Source organism: Mycobacterium sp. IEC1808, assembly GCF_002101935.1.
Taxonomy (GTDB): Bacteria; Actinomycetota; Actinomycetes; order Mycobacteriales; family Mycobacteriaceae; genus Mycobacterium.
In genome coordinates this window covers 13,140-35,819 of the sequence record NZ_LQPV01000008.1, presented here as the reverse complement: position 1 = coordinate 35,819, position 22,680 = coordinate 13,140, and the positions used below count along the sequence as shown (strand labels likewise).

Below are 22,680 nucleotides of genomic sequence, written 5' to 3'. Positions count from 1 at the left end.
CTAGAGCCCCGGCAGTTGGGTGGGCGGCGCCGGCGGTTTGGCCGGCGGGGCGCCCATGGCACCGGCCAGCGCGCCCAACCGCTCCTGCGCCATCTTGGTGACCTGGGCCGACGCGTCGCCCATGGCGCCGACGATCAAATCCTGCAGGGTCTCGATGTCGGCGGGATCGACGACCTTGGGGTCTATCTGCACGCCGACCACCTCGCCGCTGCCTTTGACGGTCACCTTGACCAAACCCCCGCCGGCCTCACCGTGCACCTCGGAGTTGGCGAGCTGTTGCTGGGCTTCCAATAGCTTTTGCTGCATCTGCTGCGCCTGGGCGAGCAGTTGCGACATGTCGCCTCCGGGTTGCATGACAATCCCCTCGCATCTTGGTCTCGAGTTGGTTTCGCCTGCGGGTGTCGGGCGATTCGGAACACTCAGCGTAGACCGCGCGACGTTACCTTTGCGCGGTGGACCTACGACTGAGCAGGCGTGTCGGAATCAAACTGGTGGTCGGCGCGCTGGTTGCCGCGTCGACGGCGATCATGCCGACGGCGACGGCCGTCCCGTCCAACATCGCCGGGATGGTCGTTTTCATCGATCCCGGCCACAACGGCTCGAACGACGCGTCCATCGGGCGGCAGGTGCCCACCGGGCGCGGCGGCACGAAGGACTGCCAGACCAGTGGGACGTCGACCAACAGCGGCTACATGGAGCACACGTTCACCTGGGACACCGCGCTGCGAGTGCGCGCCGAACTCAACGCCCTGGGCGTGCGGACCGCCATGTCGCGCGGCGACGACACCGGCCTGGGACCGTGCGTCGATGCGCGTGCCGCCGCGGCCAACGCGTTGCACCCCAACGCGATCCTGAGCATCCACGCCGACGGCGGCCCGCCGTCCGGGCGCGGCTTTCACGTCAACTACTCGGCCCCGCCGCTGAACCAGGCGCAGGCCGGGCCGTCGGTGCAGTATGCGCGGATCATGCGTGACCAGTTGCAGGCCTCGGGCATTCCGCCCGCCAACTACATCGGCCAGGACGGCTTGTACGGACGTTCGGACCTCGCCGGCCTGAACCTGGCGCAGTACCCGTCGATCCTCGTCGAGTGCGGCAACATGAAGAATCCGGTGGATTCGGCGCTGATGGAGTCGGCCGACGGCCGCCAGAAATACGCCGACGCGCTGGTCCGCGGTGTCGCGGGCTTCCTGGCCACCCAGGGCCAGGCGCGCTAACTTTCCAGTTCGTTCTTCAGGTTCGTCAACACCTCGGACTGAATCCTCTTCAGCCCCAACGGCGCAAAGGTTTTCTCGAAGAAGCCCTTGACGCCGCCCGCGCCGGTCCAGGTGGTCTTCACCGTGACGCTGGACCCCGGTCCGGCCGGTGCGACCGTCCAGTTGATCACCATGGACGAGTTCGCATCCTTCTCGATGACGGTGTGGCCGGCCACGTCGACGTCCACCTGCACGTCGCGAACTCGCGACTTGGTGGCCTGCAGCTTCCACTTGGCGACGGTGCCCGCACCCTGGCCGCCCTGCAGCACCTGGTACTCGCTGTACTGCGGGGACAAGATTTTCGGACGCACCTTCTGGTAGTCCGCCACCGCGGCAAGGGTGGCCTCGGGCCCGACGTTGATCAAGATCGTGCTGGCTGCGCTCACCTGGCCCATCAGGCCCGACTCCTCCTGCTAATCGCGCCCGCGCTCTGGTGCACGGGCTGTTTTCGAAGACTAGGGTATATGTGGTGCCTGTCCCTGGATCTGCACTCTCGGCTCACGCAGCGGGCGTCGATCGGTTGATGGCGAGTTATCGATCCATCCCGACGACGTCCGCCGTCCGGCTCGCCAAGCCCACCTCAAACCTGTTCCGCGCCCGCACCAAACGCGATTCACGCGGCCTGGACACCTCCGGTTTGACCGGCGTTCTCTCTGTCGATTCCGAATCCCGCACCGCCGACGTCGCCGGCATGTGCACATACGAGGATCTGGTGGCCGCGACCCTGCCGTATGGCCTTTCGCCACTGGTGGTTCCGCAATTGAAGACCATCACACTCGGCGGCGCGGTCAGCGGCCTGGGCATCGAGTCGGCGTCGTTTCGCAACGGCCTGCCGCACGAGTCGGTGCTCGAGATGGACATCCTCACCGGCGCCGGCGAATTGCTCACCACGTCGCGCACCCAGCATCCCGACCTGTTCCGCGCCTTCCCGAATTCCTATGGGACGCTGGGCTATTCGACCAGGATACGGATCGAGCTGGAACCCGTCGCACCGTTCGTGGCGCTGCGGCACATCCGATTCCGCTCGCTGCCCGAGCTGGTCGCGGCGATGGAACGCATCATCGACACCGGCGGGCAGGGCGGCACGCCGGTGGACTACCTGGACGGCGTGGTATTCAGCGCCGACGAAAGCTACCTGTGCGTGGGCCGTCGGACCGGCACGCCGGGCCCGGTCAGCGACTACACCGGGAAAAACATTTACTACCAATCGATTCGGCACGACTCGGTCGGGGTGGAAGCCACCAAGGACGATCGGCTGACGATCCACGACTACCTGTGGCGCTGGGACACCGACTGGTTTTGGTGCTCACGGGCATTCGGCGTGCAGAACCCGCGGGTGCGCCGCTGGTGGCCGCGGCGCTACCGGCGCAGCAGCGTCTACTCGAAACTCATCGCCCTGGACCAGCGTCTCGGCATCGCCGACCGGATCGAGAAGCGCCACGGGCGTCCGCCGCGCGAACGCGTGGTGCAGGACGTCGAGGTGCCGGTCGAACGGACCTGCGGGTTCTTGGAATGGTTCCTGGACAACGTGCCCATCACCCCGATCTGGTTGTGCCCCCTGCGACTGCGCGATCACGAGGGCTGGCCGCTGTATCCGATGCGGCCGGATCACACATACGTCAATATTGGGTTCTGGTCGTCGGTACCGGCGGCCGGGGGAAGCGCAGCGGGGGTGACGAACCGTGCCATCGAGGCCAAGGTCAGCGAGCTCGACGGCCACAAGTCGCTGTACTCCGACTCGTTCTACACCCGCGAGGAGTTTGACGAACTCTATGGCGGGGAGACATACAAGACCGTGAAAAAGACCTACGACCCCGACTCGCGTCTTTTGGACCTGTACGCAAAGGCGGTGCAACGGCGATGACGACAACCAAAGAGCCCCGCCACACCACTACGGGCAAGCTCAGCATGGCCGAGATCCTGGAGATCTTCGCCGCGACCGGGCGCCACCCACTGAAGTTCACCGCGTACGACGGCAGCACCGCCGGCAGTGAGGACGCCGAGCTGGGCCTGGACCTCTGTTCGCCTCGCGGCGCGACCTATCTGGCCACCGCCCCCGGCGAACTCGGCCTCGCCCGCGCCTACGTGTCGGGTGACCTGCAGACGTACGGCGTGCATCCCGGCGATCCATACCCGCTGCTCAAGACGCTGACGGACCGGGTCGACTTCAAGCGACCGTCGGCGCGGGTGCTCGCCAACGTCGTCCGGTCGATGGGCCTCGAGCATTTGCTCCCCGTCGCCCCACCGCCGGAGGAGGCGCCGCCGCGGTGGCGGCGCGTGGCCGCCGGCGTCATGCACAGCAAGACCCGCGACGCCGAGGCCATCCATCACCACTACGACGTCTCCAACACCTTCTACGAATGGGTGCTCGGCCCGTCGATGACCTACACCTGCGCGGTCTATCCGAACGCCGACGCGACGCTGGAAGAGGCCCAGGACAACAAGTACCGGCTGATCTTCGAGAAGCTGCGGCTGCAGCCGGGCGACCGGCTGCTCGACGTCGGCTGCGGCTGGGGTGGCATGGTGCGCTATGCGGCGCGGCGCGGTGTCCGCGCGATCGGTGCCACTCTGTCGGCCGAGCAGGCGAAGTGGGCGCGGCGGGCGATCGAGGACGAGGGCCTGGCGGACCTCGCCGAGGTGCGCCACTCCGACTACCGCGACGTCGCCGAGGCGGGATTCGACGCCGTCTCCTCGATCGGCCTGACCGAGCACATCGGTGTCAAGAACTACCCCGCGTACTTCGGCTTCCTGAAGTCCAAGTTGCGCACCGGCGGGATGCTGCTCAATCACTGCATCACCCGGCACGACAACAAGTCGACCTCGTTCGCCGGCGGGTTCACCGACCGCTACGTGTTCCCGGACGGCGAGCTGACCGGCTCGGGCCGCATCGTCACCGAGATCCAGGACGCCGGTTTCGAGGTGTTGCACGAGGAGAACTTCCGGCATCACTACGCGATGACGCTGCGCGACTGGTGCCGCAACCTCGTCGAACATTGGGACGAGGGAGTCGCCGAGGTCGGGTTGGCGACGGCTAAGGTGTGGGGCTTGTACATGGCGGCCTCACGAGTTGCCTTCGAGCAGAACAACCTTCAGCTGCACCACGTGCTGGCGGCCAACGTCGACGCCCGCGGCGACGACGACCTGCCGTTGCGGCCGTGGTGGACGCCCTAGCTTCGGCCTAGCCGATGGTGGCGACCCGTTGCGCCCGGCTACGCCGCGCTTACGGTCGCCACTAGCCGCCGTCAATCCGGCGCGCGCCCAGCTCGCTCTGCAGCAGCTCGAGTGCGACCTCTTCCGGATCGCGCCGTGGGCCCGCCTCGGTGCGACCGGCCTCGGCGAGCATGTGTTCCTCTTCGTCGCGCTGAGACGAAGCCGCGTCGGCGGGCTCGTCCGGCGGCGCTTCCCGCACCACCGGCGGTGGAGCGGTCGGCGCGGGCGCCGGGTCGCCGACCTCGCAGCGCACTCGCCAGCTCACCCCTAGCGCGTCCTTGAGCGCCTCGGCGATGACGTCGGCGTTGCGCTGTTCGGACAGCCGCTTGGCCAGCGGAGCCGACGCGTGGGTCAGCACCAACGTGTCGCCCTCCACTGCGCGGACCGTCGCGCCCGCGAGCATCACCTCCGTGGTGCGGGAACGCTGGCGCACCTTGTCACGCACCGTCGGCCACATGGTCCGCACCGCCGACGCGTTGAGTTCACCTGGGGCGGAGGCGGATTCGGGTTCGGGAGCGGGTGCCGGCGCCGGAGCCGGCTCGGGCGCCGGCTCGGGCGTGGGCTCAGGTTTCGGCTGTGGCCGGGAAACGGTCACCCGCCGCGGCGGTGGGCTGGGCTCAGCGGCGGCCTCCGACGCCGGGATCGAGACGCCCAGCCGGGTCTCGATCCGCTCGATGCGCTGCAGCAGCGCCGACTCGGCGTCGCTGGCCGACGGCAGCAGCAGCCGCGCGCAGATCACTTCGAGCAACAGGCGCGGCGCCGTCGCGCCACGCATCTCACCCAGCCCGGCCTGCACGACCTCGGCGTAGCGGGTCAGCGTCGCCGGGCCGATGCGCGCCGCCTGCTCGCGCATCCGGTCCAGCACGTCCTCGGGCGCATCCACCACGCCGCGGCTCACGGCATCCGGAACCGCTTGCAGCACAATGAGATCGCGGAAGCGCTCCAACAGGTCGGTGGCGAAACGCCGCGGGTCGTGCCCGGCGTCGATCACCGATTCGACCGCGCCGAACAATGCGGCGGCATCCGCGGCGGCCAGCGCGTCGACGGCGTCGTCGATCAGTGCGACGTCGGTGGCGCCCAGCAGGCCCAGCGCGCGCTGATACGTCACGTGATTGCCCTCGGCCCCGGCCAGCAACTGATCGAGCACCGAAAGCGTGTCGCGCGGCGAGCCACCGCCGGCGCGGATCACCAGCGGATACACCGCGTCGTCGACGACGACGCCCTCCTGCTCGCAGATCCGCCCGACCAGCGCCCGCATGGTCTTCGGCGGCAGCAGCCGGAACGGGTAGTGGTGGGTGCGCGACCGGATCGTCGGCAGCACCTTCTCCGGCTCGGTGGTGGCGAAGATGAAGATGAGGTGCTCGGGCGGCTCCTCGACGATCTTGAGCAGCGCGTTGAACCCGGCGGTGGTCACCATGTGCGCCTCGTCGACGATGAACACCCGGTAGCGCGATTGCGCCGGTGCATAGAACGCGCGGTCGCGCAGCTCGCGCGTGTCGTCCACGCCGCCGTGGCTGGCGGCGTCGAGCTCCACCACGTCGATGCTGCCCGGCGCATTGGGCGCCAGCGCGACGCAGGATTCGCAAACCCCGCACGGGTTGGCCGTCGGGCCCTGCGCACAGTTCAACGACCGGGCCAGGATGCGCGCCGACGACGTCTTTCCGCAGCCGCGCGGCCCGGAAAACAAGTACGCGTGGTTGATTCGGCCGGCCTCCAGGGCGATGGACAGCGGCTCGGTGACGTGCTCCTGCCCTACTACTTCGGCGAAGGTTGCCGGTCGGTATTTGCGGTAGAGGGCCACGGTCAGCAGGCTACCGTCGCGGGCTGACTAAAGCCCGGGCAGCGTCGGGTGTGCATCCGCGGCTTTCAGTGTGAACGTGCGGCGGGAATTCGCCGGATTTTCCGCCCTGGGCGCACAGCGAAAGCCGTCAGCTCACACTCGACGGGGAGGACGCCAGCAGGGACTCGGAGGCCGCCAGCAGCGCGCAGGTCGCCAGCCCGTCGACCGCGTCGCGCAGGTCCGGCAGCGACGGGAAGGTCGGCGCGATCCGGATGTTCTTGTCGTCGGGATCCCTGCGGTACGGGAACGACGCGCCCGCCTCGGTCACCGCGATGCCCGCGTCCTTGGCCAGGGCGACGGTGCGCCGCGCCGTGCCTGGCAGCACGTCAAGGCTGACGAAATAGCCGCCCTTCGGGTCGGTCCACGAGGCGATCTTCGAGTCGCCGAGCCGCTGATCCAGGATCTCGAGCGTCAGCGCGAACTTGGGCGCCAGGATCTGCTGGTGGCGCAGCATTTGCAGGCGCACGCCGTCGGCGTCGCCGAAGAAGCGCAGGTGGCGCAGCTGGTTCACCTTGTCCGGGCCGATCGACTTCTTGCCCGCGTACTGCAGGTACCAAGCGATGTTGCCCAGCGACCCGCCCAGGAAGCTGACCCCGGCACCGGCGAAGGTGATCTTCGAGGTGGACGCGAAGACGTAGGGCCGGTTCGGGTTGCCGGCCGTGGCCGCCAGGCCCAGCACGTCGACCTGGCGGATGAAATCGTGCGTCAGGGTGTGCACCGCGTACGCGTTGTCCCAGAACAGCCGGAAGTCGGGCGCGGCCGTGCGCATCTGCACCAGCCGGCGAACCGTCTCCCAGGAATAGGTGATCCCGGTGGGGTTGCCGAACACCGGCACCGCCCACATCCCCTTGATCGCAGGGTCGACGGCGACCAGCTCCTCGATCAGGTCGACGTCCGGCCCGTCGTGCAGCATCGGGACCGGGATCATGTCGATGCCCATCGTCTCGGTGATGGCGAAGTGGCGGTCGTAGCCGGGGACGGGGCACAGGAATTTGACGGCCGGCTCGTCCTTCCAGGGCCGCGGCGAGTCGACCCCGCCGTACAGCATCGAGAAGGCGACGAGGTCGTGCATCAGCTCCAGGCTGGAGTTGTTGCCGGCGATCAGGTTCTGCACCGGGATGCTCAGCAGCTCGCCGAAGATGGCCCGCAGTTCGGGCAGGCCGTGCAGACCCCCGTAGTTGCGGGTGTCGGTGCCCTCGGCGTCGCGGTAGTCGTCGCCGGGCAGGCTCAGTAGCTGGTTGGACAGGTCGAGCTGCTCCGGCGAGGGTTTGCCGCGCGTCAGATCAAGGGCCAGCTTCTTGGCCTGCAGCTCCGCGTAATCCTGCTGGTTGCGGGCGTGCACCGCGGCCAGCTCGTCAGGGCTGAGGGAGTCGAACGCCACCAGGGGACCTTTCGTTGTTGAACGCTGGATTCGAGGTCCGCCACACATCGGACATAGGGGACCCCGCGCACCCGACAGAGCCCATTGACCCTTGCTGCCTTCCGGCCCTGGGGGAGTTCACAGGATAGACGCCGCGCGGGGTCCTCCGGCGAGTCTAATACCCAAGCCCACAACAACCGGCAGCGACCGCGCGCCCCTCGGTTACCATGGCCCACGGAGGATTCGCCTAGTGGCCTATGGCGCTCGCCTGGAACGCGGGTTGGGTTAACAGCCCTCGCGGGTTCAAATCCCGCATCCTCCGCCACCGGTCGCCCTCGGTTTGAGGCGCGACCACGCACGGGGGTTGTTTGGAATCGCTCTGAACGGCCTTTAGGCTGGCGTACCGGGCCGACGTGGCCCCGGCACCAGCATGAGGAGGCGTATGGGGCGCAAGGTCGCCATACCGTGGCACGCGTCGTTTTCGATCGCTGCCGGCGTCCTCTACTTCTTTTTCGTGCTGCCCCGCTGGCCTGAGTTGATGGGCGACACCACGCATTCGTTGGGGACGACGCTTCGGATCGTGACGGGTGCCCTGGTGGCCCTGGCCGCCCTTCCGGTGGTGTTCACCCAGTTGCGGACCCGAAAGCCGGAATTGGGGACGCCCCAGCTCGCCCTGTCCATCCGGCTCTGGTCCATCGTGGCCCACGTGCTTTCCGGCGTGCTCATCATCGGCACGGCGATCAGCGAGATCTGGCTCAGCCTGGACCACGCCGGGCGGTGGTTGTTCGCCGTCTACGGCGCCGCCGCCGCGATCGGCGTGATCGGCATCTTCGCGTTCTACCTGTCGTTTATCGCCGAATTGCCGCCGCCACCGCCGAAACCGATCAAGCCGAAGAAGGCCAAGCAGCCCAAGAAGCGGGGCCTTCGCCGCCAGAAGGCGGACGAGGCCGAAGACACCGAGGCCGAAGACACCGAGGCCGAAGTCACCGAAGAGGCCGAAGAGCCCGACGAGACCGCAGAAGCCGAAGAAACCGAAGAAACGGAAAAGGCCGAAGAGCCCGTCGAGGCCAGCGCCGAGGCCGAGACGGAAGCCGAACCGGCCGCCGAGGAAGCCGAAGCTGCCGACGAGCCGCGGGGCGGATTGCAGAACCGCCGGCCGACCGGCAAGGGCTCACACCGGATGCGCCGCAGGCGCACCCGCGGCGGCGTCGCGCTCGACGAATAATTCAGCGGCGCCGCAGGCTCTCGACGTAGGCGGCGATGCGCCGCTGCGTCTCGTCCGAGCCCCAGAGCTGGCGCACCTCGCTGTCGACGAGGGCGCCCTCGCGCATCCGGGCCAGGGTGGGGGCCCGTAGCTGCGCTTTCGTGTGCCGGTAGGCGTCCGTCGGGATGCCACCCAGGTCGGCGGCCTCCGCCACCGCCGCCCCGAGGAGATCGTCGGCGACGACGCGGTGGGCCAGCCGGTTGGCGACGGCGTCCTCGCCCCGGTAAACACCGCCGCCGAGCACCACCTCTTCCGCGCGGTCCCCGCACGCGTACCGCATCACCTCGAGCGCGGCGACCGGAAACGCCACTCCGACCCGGACCTCGGTCGCCCCGATCTGTGCCTCCGGGCCGATCAGCCGGCGGTCGCAGGCACAGGCCAGCACGCACCCGCCGGCAATGGCGGCTCCGTTCACCGCGGTCACCGTCGGGCCCGGATAGCAGAACAGCGCCTCGAACGCCTCGGACAGCGCCGGGATCAGCCGGTCGGTGTAGGCCGCACCGCCGTCCACCACGCGGTTGAGGTCGACCCCGGCGCTGAACGCGCGACCGGTGCCGGTGACGACGAGCGCGGGGGCACCCGAGTGCTGCAGCTCGCCCAGGGCGTCGGTCAGCTCCCTGAGCAGCTCGACGTCGAGGGCGTTGACGCGCCCGGAGGAAATCGTCAGGACCCGGACCGCGCCGGCGGCTTCGATCTCGATCACGATGACACGATGACGACGGGGATGTCGGTGTTCTCGTCGGTGTGATAGCTCGCGCACACCCGGTGGTAGCCGTCGGCGATCTGCAGCGGGATACCGGCCGTGAAGTCGCCGCGCACCAGCAGAATCGGTGACAACGCCTGCCCCTTCTTGATCTTGGACAGATCCGCGGCGACGTGCGGATTGTCTTCGGGAAGCAGCCTCAGTTGCGCCGCCCGCAGGATGTCCTTGGCCTTCTTGTGGCTGACGACTCCGGACTTCAGCTTTTCGGCCAACTCGTTGGCGGTGCCCGGCTCCGCGAGCAAGGCGAGGTAGTCGGCCGCCGCCGGGAAGTCATGCGCCTCAGGCTGTTCCAGCCATTTCACGCTCGCCATTGCGCGTCTCCCTTCGTGGGGCCGTGTCGAGGCAGCCTACCGGGTGACCGTCGAAATTGGGATCGGTAGCGACGCGGCCGGTCTGTACTTGCGCCCATGACGACGCCACTGGGGCGGCGCATGAAGGAAGGAACTGCAGTGAAACGTCTTCTCGTGGGAGCGATTGGAACCCTCGGCGTCGCCTCTGCGCTGGTGGGCTGCTCGAGCGGGGGCCACTCAGCCAGCCCGGCGTCGAGCACGGCGCCCAGTGCCTCCACCGGCACCGGCACCAACGCGCAAGTCAAGGTGGGCGGCACCGACCTGCCCGGCCTGAACCCGTCCGCGGTGACCTGCGTCAGGACCGGCGGCAAGATTGACATCGGCAGCGGCACCACCAGTGGGCCCCAGCAGGCGCTGGCCGTGGTGATGACCGACGCGAACCCCCCGGCGGTCGAGTCGCTCGCGCTCTTCGTCGACGGCAACGCCTTGTCGGTCAGCAACGGCATGGGTGCGAAGGTCGGCTCGGCCAACGTGTCGGTGGACGGCAAGACGTACACCATCACGGGACAGGCTCAGGGCGCCGACATGAAGAACCCGATGGCCGGGATGATCACCAAGGACTTCAGCATCAAGGTGACCTGCGGTTGATCGATCGAACGCCGAAGCGGCGGGCGTGCCCTCACTCAAACGCCCGCCGCTTCGGTTCCTCGCCACGGTCACGGCGGCGGACTTATGATGCAGCCGTGTCGATCCCCGGCGAATTGGAGAACGCCCGCCGGTTGGCGTTCGCCGCCGACGAGAACTCGGCGCGGGATCTGCTGCTGTCGCTGGTCCCGCGCATCGAGCGGGAAGACCGGGACGACCTGATGCTGGAAGCCCTGGCACAGCTCGGTGAGATCTACCTGGCGCGCGGGGCGAATGACGGAGTGCGCGAATCGATCCGGCGCATCCGCGACTGCCTGGCCGTCTACTCGGGCATTGCCGCCGGCACCATGCCGGAGGCCGCCGAACAGGTGCGCATGTCCGACGCCGAGGTGGCGCACATGATGGTGCGGTATTCGCAGCGGGCGCAGTTTTTGGAAACGGGACTGGCCGCGGCCCTCGGCGATCACGAGGGCGCCGCGGCGGCGCTGGCCGCGTTGTCGGACACGGCCCCCAAGGCGGATTTCGCCGACCTCGCCGACGAGCACGGCTACCTGGTCACTTACGCGCAGATGCTCTGCGCCAGCGCGCTCTGCGACGACGACCTTCACGTGCAGTCGGTTCCGTTATGGGAGCAGGTGCTGGCCGCGCTGGAGAATCCGGATCGCCTGCGCAGCGACAGCCCGTTCGGCGACTATCTGCGGGTGGCGGCGGCCACCGAGTACGGCAGGTTCTGCGTCGAGACCGGGCGACTGGCCGAGGCCGAACCCTGGCTGCGCCGGGCTGGCGCCCGCGCACAAGCGAACGGCTGGGAACTGGCAACGGCCAGAACACAATTGGAACGCGCGGCGGCCTGCTGGGCATCTGCCGACCACGCCGGCACCGAGCAACTGGTCTCGGAGGCCTACCCCGTCATCGCCCGCTACGACCGTGCGCACGACATCGCTCGGTGCTGGCTCTACATGGGCTTCACCCGGCTGGGGTCCGGGGCCCTCCAGGCGGCCGACGAGTGCTGGGAGCACGCCGAGCGGCACTGGCGCGAACTCGGAAAGCCGCTGTACCTGCACCGTATTCTGTTGCAACGCAGCTGGATCGCGATCTTTTGGAGTAAATTCGCCGACGCGGTCGAGCTGATCGCCCAGGCGCGGGAACTGCTCGACTCGTCGCCGCGCAGCAGTTGGCTGCAATACGCCCAGCTCGACAACCAGCTCGGCACGGTGTGGCGCGCGGATGCGTTGGCGGACCTCGGCTTCGACAGCTCGGGCGATCCCGACGAAACGCTGGAGGAAACCGAGGCGCGGCAGGCCGAGGGCCTCGGCATCCTCAAGGGCGAGATCGGCACCCCGGAATACTGGCGCGGCATGAGCAAGCTCGAACAGGCCGCGGAGCTCAAGGTGCCGGCCGCGCTCGCGGTCGACTCGGTCCGGTATTCGATCGCCGACGCCGACGCGCGATCACGTTGGGCGACCAGCGTTTCGGCGCCCATCCTGGCCGGCGCCTTCGCCGTCGCGTGGGAGTGGGAGAACACCGAGCTGATCAGCGAGCTGGTCGAGTATCACAGTGCCCGAGGGACTTTCGACATGGAGCCGGAGCGCGCCAAGATCGGCGAGTGGGCGTCCACGGCCACCCCAGCGGTGCTCATCGAGGACGGCGAAGCGCTGGCCGCAGCCGGCCCGCCGGCGCTGGGTGGCCGGTCGCTCACGCGGCTGGGCCCGCTGCCGCCGCTGCAGATGCATCCGGATGCCGCGCCGATCCTTAGCCACTACCGCGAACTGGCGTTGCAGCGCTATGGCCGCGAGGTCACCGCCGGCGAACCCGTCTGGTCCACCTGGCCATGAGTGACGCGGACCGGCCGACTCTCGTCCTGCGCTTCGCCGACGTCGGAATCGTCACCTACGGGAGCTTGCGGATCGTCGGGCAGCCGTCCAAGACGGTCAACTGGGTGATCGAGGATCCGATCCTGCTCGCGGCGCTGCAGGAACTGGCCGGCGCCCTACCGGAGCCCAACGGCACGGAAAGCCGTCGCGACGCCATCGAGCGCGCGCTGACGACGGGTCCATTCGCGGCGCCGGACACCGAGTTGACGATGGCCTACATCCTCGGGGTGTTGCTCATCGGCGCGCCCGGCTGGCAGCTGCTGACGGAATGCGTGTCCACCCCGCGCGCGGTGTTGTTCGTCTCGCCCAGCGCTCGGCTGGCCCGCGTGCCGTGGGGCCTGCTGGCCGTGCCGAAATCGGGGCCGAGCAAGGAAGAGCTCGTGCGCGCGCGCCAGGATGCCATCACCTCCAGCGGCCGGGTGGCCGCCCAGATCCCTTGGCAGCTCGACGATATTGGCGCCCGCACCGATGGGCATCGGCTGATGGAACTGGTCGACGTGCTGATGGCGGTGCCGCCCAACATCGTGCACTCGCCACGGGCGCCGGCCGGCTGGGACGCCCGGCGGCACGGGCCCCCGGTGCTGGTCCTCGACCCCCGGGTGCCCGGGCAGCGCCCGGACTCCGAGCTCGGCTCGGTGCTCGGGAGGCCCTCGGCGGCAACGCAATTGGCGCAACACTTCGCCGGGCTGATGCGCCGCCGGCCGGTGCTGCCCGAAGTCGACGACGCCGTCGAGCTGTTCCGCCGTCAGGATGCCGACCGCGTCTGGCTGGCCAAGCAGCTCGCACAATCCCCCAGCCGGCTCATGTATGTCGGCCACGCCAGTTCGGCGCACGGCCAGGCCGACCGCGCGGCGCTGCACCTGGCCTGCACGGCGGATGTTCCCGGGGACGCTGAGCCCACCGGCGATCATCGCCCGATGACCGCATCGGACCTGATGTCCTTACAACTGCCCATCCCCCCACGGGTCGCCCTGCTGGCCTGCGGATCGGGCGGCGACTATCAATTCGACGAGGCGACAGGCCTCGTGGCGGCGATGGTCCTGGGCGGCGCCGAGCTGGTGAGCGCCACCTTGTGGTCACTGCCCACATCCGCGGCCTATCGACGGTTCGCCGCCGCCGACGCAGCCGACCCGATGGCCGATGTCGTTGTCGCCGTGGACGACGCGCACGACGGCGCCGACGCGGGGTGCGCGCTGAACCGTTGGCAGCGCGCGCAGATGCGCCGCTGGCGTGACGGCGTCCTCACCGCCAGCCCGCTCTATTGGGCCGCCATGGTCAGTTTCGCGGTGGACGGCGCGCGATAGCGCACTCAGATCGACGCCAGCCAGGACGCGTTGACGGCCACCACATCGTCGGGCAGCGAAAGCTCCTCGCGGGCAGCGGGATCGAACGCCACCAGGACGACCAGGCCCGGGCGCAGCATCGACACGTCGGCATCGCCGTCACAGCGGGCCAGTTTCCCGATGAACGTCTCGCCGGACACGGCCACGACCTCGATGAAAACCTGGCGCTCGTCGCCGACGGTGCGCACGGTGCCGACTCCGACGGTGGGCCCGGCGGTGTTGCGGCGCGGAGCGAACGGGATCCGCACGACGCCCGACAGCAGCATGATCAGCTTCCTCATGCCACCAGGTTGGAACGCCCAAACGGCTACCGAACCCAACTTTCCGGCTACGGATATTTTCGGAGAGCCCCTATCCTGTCGGAATGAGCGCGGATTCGCAGGTTGCGACGGTCGTCGCCGCGGGCCACCCACGCCGGTCGGTGATCGAGGCCGCGTGGCGCGCGATCGGCCCCGGCGTCGAGGTGCTCAGCAGCGACGACGGCGGCCCCTTGAGCCGGACCGTCAAGCGCATCATCGATCCCCTGGTGCTCCGGCTGCGATCCAACCCGCAGTATTCGGCCCCCGTCGTCTCACCGGAGACCGCAGCGGCCATGCACGAGCTCATCATCGGCAACGCGCGCGAATTACGTTCCGCCGCAGCGTGGTTCGACACTCTCAAGCTCGAGCGCCGTAGGCAGCGCATCCGCACCGGCAACGCCCAGGAATTGTACTTCCCGGTATGCTTCGAGCTCGCCGTGACGAAAGGCCCACCGGCGCCGCAGGATAGCGAGACGGCGGCCGCGGTGCTCAACGACATTCACCAGGGCCGCGACCGCACCGCGATCGAGGTGCTGCACCAATACGTGGCGGGCCCGGATGTGGTGGCCGGGCTGGCCGCCCAGCTCGACCGCAGCTGGCGCGACGTGCAAGCCCCGGAAGCGCCGACGGGCGCCGCTGCGTTTTTTGCCGAGCTGGGCACGGTGCTGGGGCCGGCCGACAGCCACCGCGCCGCGGCGGCCCGGCAGCGGGTCTGGTCGGCCGTGATCGCCGACGCCACACCGTACAACCTCGGGGCCCTGGCCCGGGTCGAGGCGGCCGAGCTGCCGTGGTCGATCGTCGGGCTGGGCTTGAGTTCGGCTCAGCCACAACGGCAGCCACCGATCGCGGGCGGCTCCGACAGCGATCGCCCGCTGGATCGCACGGTGGTGGACCGGGTGCGCGCGACGCTGCGGCGGGCGCTGGACCGCGATGCGCTGCCCGACATCCCGCTGCTGTGCGAGGAGGAGGTCGACCGGGCCGCGGCACCCTGGGGGCTGCTGTCCGAGGACAAACAGGCGACCCTGGTGGCCGGCATCGAGATCGCCGTCGAGCTGGCGCCGCTGGACCCCTCGGTCTCCAGCCGCTACGCGCTGGCGGCCCAGATCCAGGCCCGGCTGCGCAAGGAGGCCTACGTGCTGCACGCCCGGCGCTACCTCGCCGAGGGCGGCCCGATCCACCCGCGCCAACGGCAGGTGGTCGACGACCTCGCCGCGTATGCCCAGCCCTACCTGAGCCGGCTGTGGGCGCGGCTGCACGGGCGCGACGTCTGGCAGGAACCGTGCGACGACGTCGACGAGGTGCGCTCGCTGCTGGAGGGCGTCGCGCGGTCGGTGAGCCTCGACCATCGGCAACGCATCAAGGCGATGCTGGAACTGCAGGTGGCCGGATGAGATTGGTCGCCGATTCCGGACTGTGGAGCACCGGTCCCGTCACCGCCGATTCGCCGCTGGCCGCGGTGCTGGAGGTCAGCGGCGGCGTGCTGTCGTGGACGATCGACGAACCACCCGGCGACGCGGCGGCCTCGGAGGCCCGGATCACCTTCACCGATCTGTCACGCGCCGACTGGCTTTGGCGCGTCCTGGGCGAATCCGGGCACGTCGCGCTCGCGGCCGCACTCGACGGCGCAGCCGACGAGCCGCACACCATCGAGCTCGCCGGGGTGGACGTCGTGCCGGGCTCGGTCGATGCGCTGCGGCGACTCGCCGTCGGGCATTGGCTGCGGCGGTGGTGGCCGGCCAGCCGCCTCGACGGCATCGCCGGCCTCGATCGCGCGCTGCTCGACGTCGAGGTCGCGCTGCTGACCTCCGGGGCGCAGGGTTTCTTCACCGACGACACGCTGGATTCCGACGTGGTGGGGCTACTGGCACCGCACGGCCCCGCCCTGCTCGCACACCTGCGCGACGGCGATCCGCGGATCCGCGATTTGGTGCGGGCCGGCGCCGGGCTGGCCGAGGAGGTCGGTGTGGACGGTGACGGCTGGCCGGAACTGTATGCGGCGCTGGATGATCCGGCTGCGGAGCTCAGCGTCGGTAGCGGGCGGCGCGACGACTACGCGCTGGCCGCCGGTGCCGACGCGGCTCGCCGCGGCGCGGTCCCGATCGCCCGCGGTGTCGCGTCCATCGGCTGGGGCGCGGTTCCGCCCGGAATCTTCGACGCGGGCGAGGACACCATCGACTGGACCGTCCAGATGGCCGACGCGGCGGTGGTCGCCGTCGTACGGGCGGCCGTCATCGGCCCGGAGCCGGCCACCGGCATCGCGGTGCGACTGCGGTCCGGGGACGTCACCGGCAGCGGCGCCCTGGACGCGCACGGCGGCGCGGTCCTGCCGCTCGTCGACGACGAGCAGCGCCCGGTGACGGAGGCGGCCGCCTGGGATCACGATTGGTCGGCGACGTCGGTGACCGTCGGCGCCCAGACGTCGGAGGCGCGCGAGACCCGGGAGCGGGTTCGCCGGTGGGCCAGAGCACGGCTGGACCGGCCGCCGCACGACGCGTTCCTGGCGGAGATCCTGGCCGGCGAATCCGACTACTGAGCTTCTCGGCGGCCGCGCCAGTCCCTATGCTGAGCGAGTGCCAAACAACTATCGGGTCGTCCAGTGGAACACCGGAAACGTAGGTAAGAGCTCGCTGCAGTCGATCGCCGACAATCCCATGCTCGAACTCGTGGGCTGCTACGCCTGGTCAGAAGGCAAGGTCGGCCGCGACGCCGGCGAACTCGTCGGCATCGCGCCGCTGGGCGTGAGCGCCACCAACGACGTCGACGCGCTGCTCGCGCTGAAACCGGACTGCGTCGTCTACAACCCCATGTGGATCAACGTCGACGAGCTGGTCCGCATCCTGTCCGCGGGCGTCAACGTGGTGACGACGGCGTCGTTCATCACCGGAGCCAACCTGGGCGAGGGCCGCGACCGGATCGTCGAGGCCTGCCAGAAGGGCGGCTCGACGATGTTCGGCTCCGGGGTCAGCCCGGGCTTCGCCGAGCTGCTGGCCATCGTCTCGGCAATGGTGTGCAACCGGATCGACAAGGTCTCCGTCATCGAGGCGGCAGACACCACGTTCTACGACTCGCCCGACACCGAGAAGCCGGTCGGCTTCGGCCAGCCGATCGACCACCCGGAATTGGCGGAGATGGCCCGGAAGGGGACCGCCATTTTCGGCGAGGCCGTGCGGCTGGTGGCCGACGCGCTCGGCGTCGAGCTCGACGAGGTGCGCTGCGTGGCCGAATTCGCCCAGACCACAGCCGATCTCGAGATGGCGTCCTGGACGATTCCGGCCGGATGTGTCGCGGGCGTCTACATCAGCTGGCAGGGCGTCGTCGGCGAAAAGACGTTGATCGACCTCAACGTCCGGTGGCGCAAGGGACAGACGCTCGAGCCCGACTGGAAGATCGACCAGGACGGCTGGGTCATCCAGATCGACGGGCAGCCAACGGTGACAACAAAGGTCGGCTTCCTGCCGCCCCCGTACTTCCAGGCCGAGACGATTGCCGACTTCATGGCGCTCGGGCACATCATGACGGCGCTGCCCGCCATCAACGCGGTCCCGGCGGTCGTCGCCGCCCCGCCGGGCATCGTCACCTACACCGATCTGCCGCTGACGCTTCCCAGAGGCTTCGCCAAGGTGTAACGGGCGAAAAGTTCACGCGTCATTTGGATTTGATCCGAACTCGCGAAAACGGCCACATTCGAACGGTCTGCTCGTATAGTCTGCTTCGTTCCGCTGCGGGGGCGGGCGCTGTGCAGTTGGCATTGCGTGCACCGCCGCAGCTTCTTGCGCCCAGAAGGGACTGCGGCGATGAACTTTTCGGTATACCCCCCGGAGATCAATTCCTCGCTGATATTCAGCGGCGCTGGGTCCGGTCCGATGTTGGCCGCGGCGACCGCGTGGGACGGGCTGGCCGCCGAGTTGGCGTCGGCGGCCGACTCGTTCTCCTCGGTGACCAACGGCCTGGCGGGCCAGGCCTGGCAGGGTCCGGCGTCGGCGGCGATGATTGCCGCGGCAACCCCCTACAGCGGATGGTTGAGCACCGCAGCGGCTCAGGCGCAAAACGCCGCCGCGCAGGCCAAGGCGGTGGCAAGCGCGTTCGAGTCGGCGCTGGCATCGACCGTGCATCCGGTGCTCGTCGCCGCCAACCGCAACCAGCTGGTGCAGCTGGTTCGCTCAAACCTGTTGGGCTTCAACGCCCCAGCGATCGCCGCCGCCGAAGCCCAATACGAAGAGATGTGGGCGGCCGACGTGGCCGCGATGGTCGGCTATCACGGCGGTGCGTCCGCCGCGGCCGTGCAATTGGCGTCGCTGCCGCAGCTGCTGCAGAGCCTGCCCGCCGCGGCCACCCAGGCGGCCACGGTCGCCATCTCCGACAATCCCATGGTCGCTGCCGTCAGGTCGGCGTGCGACGGCTCGGTGTCCAAAGCGCGGACCCTCCGCCTGGCCGCGGCCAGCAAGGTTGACGGTAGCGTCCGCACGATCACGACCACCGTGGGCGCGGCCGCGGCCGCCCCCGGCTTCAATCTCGGCATCGGCAACATCGGCAGCAATAACCTGGGCTCCGGCAACACCGGCAACACCAACTTCGGCAACGGCAACATCGGCAACCGAAACCTGGGCAACGGCAACAACGGCAGCCTCAACTTCGGCAGCGGGAACGGCGCCGATGGCACAATCACGTCCAACTTGAACCTGGGCAACGGAAACATCGGCAGCCAAAACCTGGGCAGCGGAAACGTCGGCAACCAAAATCTGGGCTCCGGCAACACCGGGAGTGGAAACTTCGGCTCAGGCAACAACGGCAGCGGTAACTTCGGCAGCGGCAACATCGGCAACCAGAACTACGGCAGCGGGAACGACGGTAACGCCAACTACGGGTTCGGCAACTTCGGCAGCAACAACATCGGCTTCGGCAACTCGGGCCCCGGCGGCGCGGCGGGTAACGGCAACATCGGCGCCGGGAACACCGGGAACAACAACATCGGCTTCGGGCTCACCGGCGACAACGAAATCGGTGTCGGCAACACCTATTTCAACACCGCAACCAATCAGTTCAACTTCGGCGGCCTGAACTCCGGCAGCGGCAACATCGGCCTGTTCAACTCGGGCACCAACAACGTCGGCTTCTTCAACTCCGGCAACGGAAACTTTGGCATCGGCAATTCGGGCGTCACCGACACCGGCCTCTTCAACTCCGGCAACGTCGACACCGGTCTGGCTAACTCGGGCGGCCTGGATATGGGCTTCGGAAATGCGGGACCGAACGCATTGGCGGGCGGCAACCTGGGCTTCTGGAACTCCGGGGTCAACAACATGGGTATGGCAAACTCCGGCAGCTTCAACTTCGGCATGGGGAACTCGGGCCTGGACAACATGGGTATGTTCAACTCCGGCGTGGGCAACACCGGCAACTTCAATGCCGGAACGGACAACACCGGCGACTTCAACGGTGGCGACTTCAACACCGGCTACGAGAACTCGGGGTTGGTCAACACCGGCATGTTCAATTCGGGAACCCTCAACACCGGCGTGGGCAGCGCGGCTGTGCAGTCCGTTGCCAATTCGGGCTTCGGCAACACCGGCACGGACAACTCGGGCTTCTTCAATACCGGCGGCGGGAGCTTGAGCTCGGGCTTCTTCAACACGAATTCGAGCGGCTTCACCACGGGCTTCATGAACACGGGCAGCGGCGACGGCGACGTGGGCTTCTTCAACTCGGGGACCAGCCCCTCGATCGGCATAATGAACTCGGGTGGCGGCTTCGACGTCGGCCTCTTCAATTCGGGTCTGGGCGATTTCAACGTCGGCATCGGGAACTCAGGCGGCGGCGGCTTCAACACCGGCTTGTTCAACACCGGCGCCTTCAGCTCGGGCCTGGCGAACATGGGCGCCGCATTCCTGAGCTCCGGCGCCTTCAACACGGCGCCGAACCAGTCGGGCTTCTTCGGGTTCTAAGGAGTTAACGCCCGCCGGACGCCACCGCCGCCCGACGGCGGTCGGACTTGTACGCCGCGCCGAGCCTCGGCACCTCGAGCGGGCCCTGATGGCGGGCGGCCTCGATGGCGTTGCGCAGCGGACTGGCCAGTCCCGCAAAGGAACCCATGTCGAAGAGCAACGGGGTCAGCAGCCGGTTGTGCACGAACCCGAAGGCGCTGCCGGAGTCGGGGTCGGCCCAGCCGAGGGTCCCGCCCAGACCCACGTGACCGAAACCCTTCAGCAGGCCGGGCACCGGCGACTCGTGGTAGCCCAGGTGAAATGGCATGGGCACCACCATGTTTGCGTCGGGCCACTTGCGTTGCGGCTGCCCCGCCAGGCCGCGCGCCAACTCCTCGGACAGATACTTCTTGCCGTCGATCCGGCCGTCGTTGGCCAGCGCGGCGTACATCTTGGCCAGACCGCGGCCGGTCACCACGCCGTTGGCCGCCGGCACCTCGCCGTCCAGGAATTCGGTGTCCCCCTTGATGAGAGAGATGACGCCGGGAAAGTACATCGCCCCCAGCGCACCGGAGAACGGCAGACCCGCCAGTTTCGGTGCGATGAAGTTGAACACCGGGGCGCGCAGCCGCCCCTGCGGGATCAGGATCTGGGCCGCCTTCGTCGGCGCCCCTTCGGGCGGGCGGCCGAGGTGCAGGCCGTCGGTGTTGAGCGGGCGCGCGATTTCCTGGCGGATCAGCTCCCGCATGCCCTTGCCCGTCACCGCCCGGGCCAGGCCGGAGAGCAGCCATCCGTAGGTCAGGGCGTGGTACGCCTGCACGCCGCGCAGATGATCGACGGGCGCGGCGGCCAGGCGCTCCTCCATGAGCGCGTGGTCCATCAGCTCGCTCTTGGTGACACCCCGCAGGTGCGACAACCCCGACCGATGCCGCAACACGTCGCGGACCGTGATGTCGGCCTTGCCGTTGGCCGCGAATTCGGGCCAGTATTCGGCGACCGGGTCGTCATAGGACAACAGCCCGCGGTCGGCCAGCCGGTGGATCACGGTCGACGCGACGCCCTTGGTCGCCGAGAACACCATCGCGCCCGTGTCGGCGGTCCAGCGTTCGGTGCCCGCCCGGTCCGACCACCCCGTCCAGACGTCGACGACGGGCACGCCGTCGATGTAGACGGCCAGCGCACCGCCGCCAAAACGGCGGCCGAAGAACAACCGGGCGAAGATCCCGATGACATTGGCGAAATGGGGGTCGGCGGCGCCGGACACACCGCGGGGCAAGCCGTCGTCGGTCACCAGCAGGGTCGATCCCCTGCGCGATGCCATCACGGGATCAAGCTATCAGTCGGCAAACGCGCTGAACACAGCTCATTCCGGGGGTCGGGGGGCCTGGTCGCCGGGCGGTTGGTCGGGGGGCGGGACGTTCAACCACTTCCTGAGCCGAAACAGCTGATTGACCACCATGCCGATGCCCAACAACATCAGCACGGCCACGATCGCCACCACCACCGCGGTGCCCACGATGTCCATCATGACAGGCGCGACGACCTGCGGTTTCGAGATGGCCCGCCGCTGGGTAGTCAGCAGCACATGAGTGGAACAGACAAGGCGAAGAACAAGATCGAAGATCTGGGCGGCCGGGCCAAGGAAGCCATCGGCAAGGCCACCGGAGATCACGACACCAAAAACGAAGGCCGGGCCGACCAGGCGAAGTCCAGCCTGAAGGACGCCGGCGAGAAGGTGAAGGACGCCTTCAAGAAGTAATCGACGATTGGGCCAGCGGGCTCGCCGGTACGTTCGGCGCCCGCTGGCCTTTTCTGCTGCGATCGGCCAGCCCGGTTGAGAAACGCTTTTGCTGGCAATCCACGGCGCAATTGGCGTCGAATACCAGGTGAAGGACACCGACAATGCGAAGGTCTACGAACATGCGCCGATTCACGACATCCATGGGAGTCGCGGCCGCGTCGGCCGCCTTCGCACTGCTGGGCGCTCCCGCGCCCGGCGCGTCCGCCGATCCGTGTCCCGACGTCGAGGTGGTGTTCGCCCGCGGTTCCGGTGAACCGCCCGGCGTCGGGGGCGTCGGCGGGTCATTCGTCGACGCGTTGCGTGGGCAGATCGGCGGCCGGACGCTCGGGGTGTACCCGGTGAATTACCCCGCCAGCACCGATTTTTCGAACAGCGACTTTCCGCTGACCGTCATCGACGGCATCCGTGACGCGGGTTCGCATATCGAGTCGATGGCGGCGAACTGCCCGAAGACCCGCGAGGTCCTCGGCGGCTACTCCCAGGGCGCGGCCGTAGCCGGTTTCGTCACGTCGGCTTCCGTACCACCGGGCGTACCGGCGTCGGCGGTGCCCAAGCCCATGCCGCCGGATGTCGCCAACCATGTTGCCGCCGTCACGCTGTTCGGGACACCGTCGGGTCCGTGGCTGCAAAAGTACGGCGCGCCGGTGATCGCCATCGGCCCGCTGTATCAGCCCAAGACCCTGGAGCTGTGCGCGCCGGGCGACGGGATCTGCGGCGACGGCAACGACGCCTTCGCGCACGTGTCGTATTCGGTGAACGGGATGACGGGCCAAGCGGCCACCTACGCCGCGAACCACCTGTAGCCCCGTGCAGAATC

General features: G+C 68.6%; 22 protein-coding genes, 1 tRNA gene and 1 other RNA gene. 14 read left to right on the top strand and 10 right to left on the bottom strand.

Annotated elements, in window-relative coordinates:
* The gene (locus AWB92_RS05730; protein ID WP_068107057.1) at positions 1-354 is read right to left on the bottom strand and encodes a YbaB/EbfC family nucleoid-associated protein; all 354 of its coding nucleotides are present in this window, start codon (positions 352-354) and stop codon (positions 1-3) included.
* 98 nt (positions 355-452) lie between these two features.
* Here AWB92_RS05730 and AWB92_RS05725 point away from each other — a divergent pair, with 98 nt between their 5' ends.
* A complete protein-coding gene (locus AWB92_RS05725) occupies positions 453-1,214 on the top strand; it encodes an Rv3717 family N-acetylmuramoyl-L-alanine amidase (protein ID WP_193791390.1) in 762 nt (253 codons plus the stop codon).
* Here the strand turns inward: AWB92_RS05725 and AWB92_RS05720 are convergent.
* Complete coding sequence (locus AWB92_RS05720; RefSeq protein WP_068107055.1) at positions 1,211-1,648, bottom strand: SRPBCC family protein; 438 nt, start codon at positions 1,646-1,648, stop codon at positions 1,211-1,213. The genes AWB92_RS05725 and AWB92_RS05720 overlap by 4 nt on opposite strands.
* 71 nt (positions 1,649-1,719) lie before the next feature.
* On the opposite strand from AWB92_RS05720, the gene AWB92_RS05715 reads away from it, so the two are divergent.
* Both AWB92_RS05715 and AWB92_RS05710 read left to right on the top strand, forming a co-directional pair.
* Positions 1,720-3,117, top strand: coding sequence for an FAD-binding oxidoreductase (locus tag AWB92_RS05715; protein ID WP_085184448.1), 1,398 nt, complete (start codon positions 1,720-1,722; stop codon positions 3,115-3,117).
* Positions 3,114-4,424 (top strand): class I SAM-dependent methyltransferase, encoded by a 1,311-nt coding sequence (locus AWB92_RS05710; RefSeq protein WP_193791389.1) that lies wholly within the window; start codon positions 3,114-3,116, stop codon positions 4,422-4,424. The genes AWB92_RS05715 and AWB92_RS05710 overlap by 4 nt, the downstream gene beginning before the upstream one ends.
* A gap of 61 nt (positions 4,425-4,485) precedes the next feature.
* Here the strand turns inward: AWB92_RS05710 and AWB92_RS05705 are convergent, their stop codons facing one another.
* The 3 genes from AWB92_RS05705 to ffs form a co-directional block, all read right to left on the bottom strand.
* A complete protein-coding gene (locus AWB92_RS05705) occupies positions 4,486-6,264 on the bottom strand; it encodes a DNA polymerase III subunits gamma/tau (RefSeq protein WP_085184447.1) in 1,779 nt (592 codons plus the stop codon).
* A 127-nt stretch (positions 6,265-6,391) separates the two neighbouring features.
* The gene (locus AWB92_RS05700; RefSeq protein ID WP_142281952.1) at positions 6,392-7,684 is read right to left on the bottom strand and encodes an aminotransferase class I/II-fold pyridoxal phosphate-dependent enzyme; all 1,293 of its coding nucleotides are present in this window, start codon (positions 7,682-7,684) and stop codon (positions 6,392-6,394) included.
* 51 nt (positions 7,685-7,735) lie between these two features.
* Positions 7,736-7,832: signal recognition particle sRNA small type (ffs, locus tag AWB92_RS05695), an RNA gene on the bottom strand.
* Positions 7,833-7,899: 67 nt separating this feature from the next.
* Between ffs and AWB92_RS05690 the strand changes: the two genes are divergently transcribed.
* Positions 7,900-7,988: transfer RNA gene (locus tag AWB92_RS05690), tRNA-Ser, on the top strand.
* Between the two features lie 117 nt (positions 7,989-8,105).
* Complete coding sequence (locus AWB92_RS05685) at positions 8,106-8,888, top strand: hypothetical protein (RefSeq protein WP_085184446.1); 783 nt, start codon at positions 8,106-8,108, stop codon at positions 8,886-8,888.
* 1 nt (position 8,889) lies between these two features.
* Here AWB92_RS05685 and AWB92_RS05680 read toward each other — a convergent pair whose 3' ends face one another.
* Positions 8,890-9,630 (bottom strand): enoyl-CoA hydratase/isomerase family protein, encoded by a 741-nt coding sequence (locus AWB92_RS05680; protein WP_085184445.1) that lies wholly within the window; start codon positions 9,628-9,630, stop codon positions 8,890-8,892.
* Positions 9,627-10,001 (bottom strand): hypothetical protein, encoded by a 375-nt coding sequence (locus AWB92_RS05675; RefSeq protein WP_085184444.1) that lies wholly within the window; start codon positions 9,999-10,001, stop codon positions 9,627-9,629. The genes AWB92_RS05680 and AWB92_RS05675 overlap by 4 nt, the downstream gene beginning before the upstream one ends.
* 138 nt (positions 10,002-10,139) lie before the next feature.
* On the opposite strand from AWB92_RS05675, the gene AWB92_RS05670 reads away from it, so the two are divergent.
* The 3 genes from AWB92_RS05670 to AWB92_RS05660 all read left to right on the top strand — a co-directional run bounded on the left by AWB92_RS05670 (position 10,140) and on the right by AWB92_RS05660 (position 13,803).
* The gene (locus AWB92_RS05670) at positions 10,140-10,628 is read left to right on the top strand and encodes a lipoprotein LpqH (RefSeq protein WP_068107046.1); all 489 of its coding nucleotides are present in this window, start codon (positions 10,140-10,142) and stop codon (positions 10,626-10,628) included.
* A gap of 95 nt (positions 10,629-10,723) precedes the next feature.
* Complete coding sequence (locus AWB92_RS05665; protein WP_085184443.1) at positions 10,724-12,460, top strand: hypothetical protein; 1,737 nt, start codon at positions 10,724-10,726, stop codon at positions 12,458-12,460.
* Complete coding sequence (locus AWB92_RS05660) at positions 12,457-13,803, top strand: CHAT domain-containing protein (RefSeq protein ID WP_085184442.1); 1,347 nt, start codon at positions 12,457-12,459, stop codon at positions 13,801-13,803. Before AWB92_RS05665 ends, AWB92_RS05660 begins: the two co-directional genes overlap by 4 nt.
* A gap of 5 nt (positions 13,804-13,808) precedes the next feature.
* Here AWB92_RS05660 and AWB92_RS05655 read toward each other — a convergent pair whose 3' ends face one another.
* On the bottom strand, positions 13,809-14,108 hold the full coding sequence (locus tag AWB92_RS05655) for a hypothetical protein (RefSeq protein WP_231982141.1): 300 nt from the start codon (positions 14,106-14,108) through the stop codon (positions 13,809-13,811).
* Between the two features lie 98 nt (positions 14,109-14,206).
* On the opposite strand from AWB92_RS05655, the gene AWB92_RS05650 reads away from it, so the two are divergent.
* The 4 genes from AWB92_RS05650 (at position 14,207) to AWB92_RS05635 (ending at position 20,083) form a co-directional block, all read left to right on the top strand.
* Positions 14,207-15,532, top strand: coding sequence for a hypothetical protein (locus AWB92_RS05650; RefSeq protein ID WP_085184441.1), 1,326 nt, complete (start codon positions 14,207-14,209; stop codon positions 15,530-15,532).
* Positions 15,529-16,674 carry a hypothetical protein gene (locus AWB92_RS05645; protein ID WP_085184440.1) on the top strand — a complete coding sequence of 382 codons (1,146 nt, stop codon included), beginning with the start codon at positions 15,529-15,531 and terminating at the stop codon, positions 16,672-16,674. The genes AWB92_RS05650 and AWB92_RS05645 overlap by 4 nt, the downstream gene beginning before the upstream one ends.
* A gap of 37 nt (positions 16,675-16,711) precedes the next feature.
* The gene (locus AWB92_RS05640) at positions 16,712-17,767 is read left to right on the top strand and encodes a dihydrodipicolinate reductase (RefSeq protein WP_085184439.1); all 1,056 of its coding nucleotides are present in this window, start codon (positions 16,712-16,714) and stop codon (positions 17,765-17,767) included.
* Positions 17,768-17,935: 168 nt separating this feature from the next.
* Complete coding sequence (locus AWB92_RS05635) at positions 17,936-20,083, top strand: PPE domain-containing protein (RefSeq protein WP_085184438.1); 2,148 nt, start codon at positions 17,936-17,938, stop codon at positions 20,081-20,083.
* Between the two features lie 4 nt (positions 20,084-20,087).
* Here the strand turns inward: AWB92_RS05635 and AWB92_RS05630 are convergent, their stop codons facing one another.
* Positions 20,088-21,383 (bottom strand): serine hydrolase domain-containing protein, encoded by a 1,296-nt coding sequence (locus AWB92_RS05630; RefSeq protein ID WP_085184437.1) that lies wholly within the window; start codon positions 21,381-21,383, stop codon positions 20,088-20,090.
* A gap of 42 nt (positions 21,384-21,425) precedes the next feature.
* Positions 21,426-21,647: a hypothetical protein gene (locus AWB92_RS05625; RefSeq protein WP_085184436.1), complete on the bottom strand. Its 222-nt coding sequence runs from the start codon at positions 21,645-21,647 to the stop codon at positions 21,426-21,428.
* On the opposite strand from AWB92_RS05625, the gene AWB92_RS05620 reads away from it, so the two are divergent.
* On the top strand, positions 21,648-21,821 hold the full coding sequence (locus AWB92_RS05620) for a CsbD family protein (protein WP_068106689.1): 174 nt from the start codon (positions 21,648-21,650) through the stop codon (positions 21,819-21,821). It begins immediately after the preceding gene.
* A 143-nt stretch (positions 21,822-21,964) separates the two neighbouring features.
* The gene (locus AWB92_RS05615; RefSeq protein ID WP_085184435.1) at positions 21,965-22,666 is read left to right on the top strand and encodes a cutinase family protein; all 702 of its coding nucleotides are present in this window, start codon (positions 21,965-21,967) and stop codon (positions 22,664-22,666) included.
* Positions 22,667-22,680: the final 14 nt, after the last annotated feature.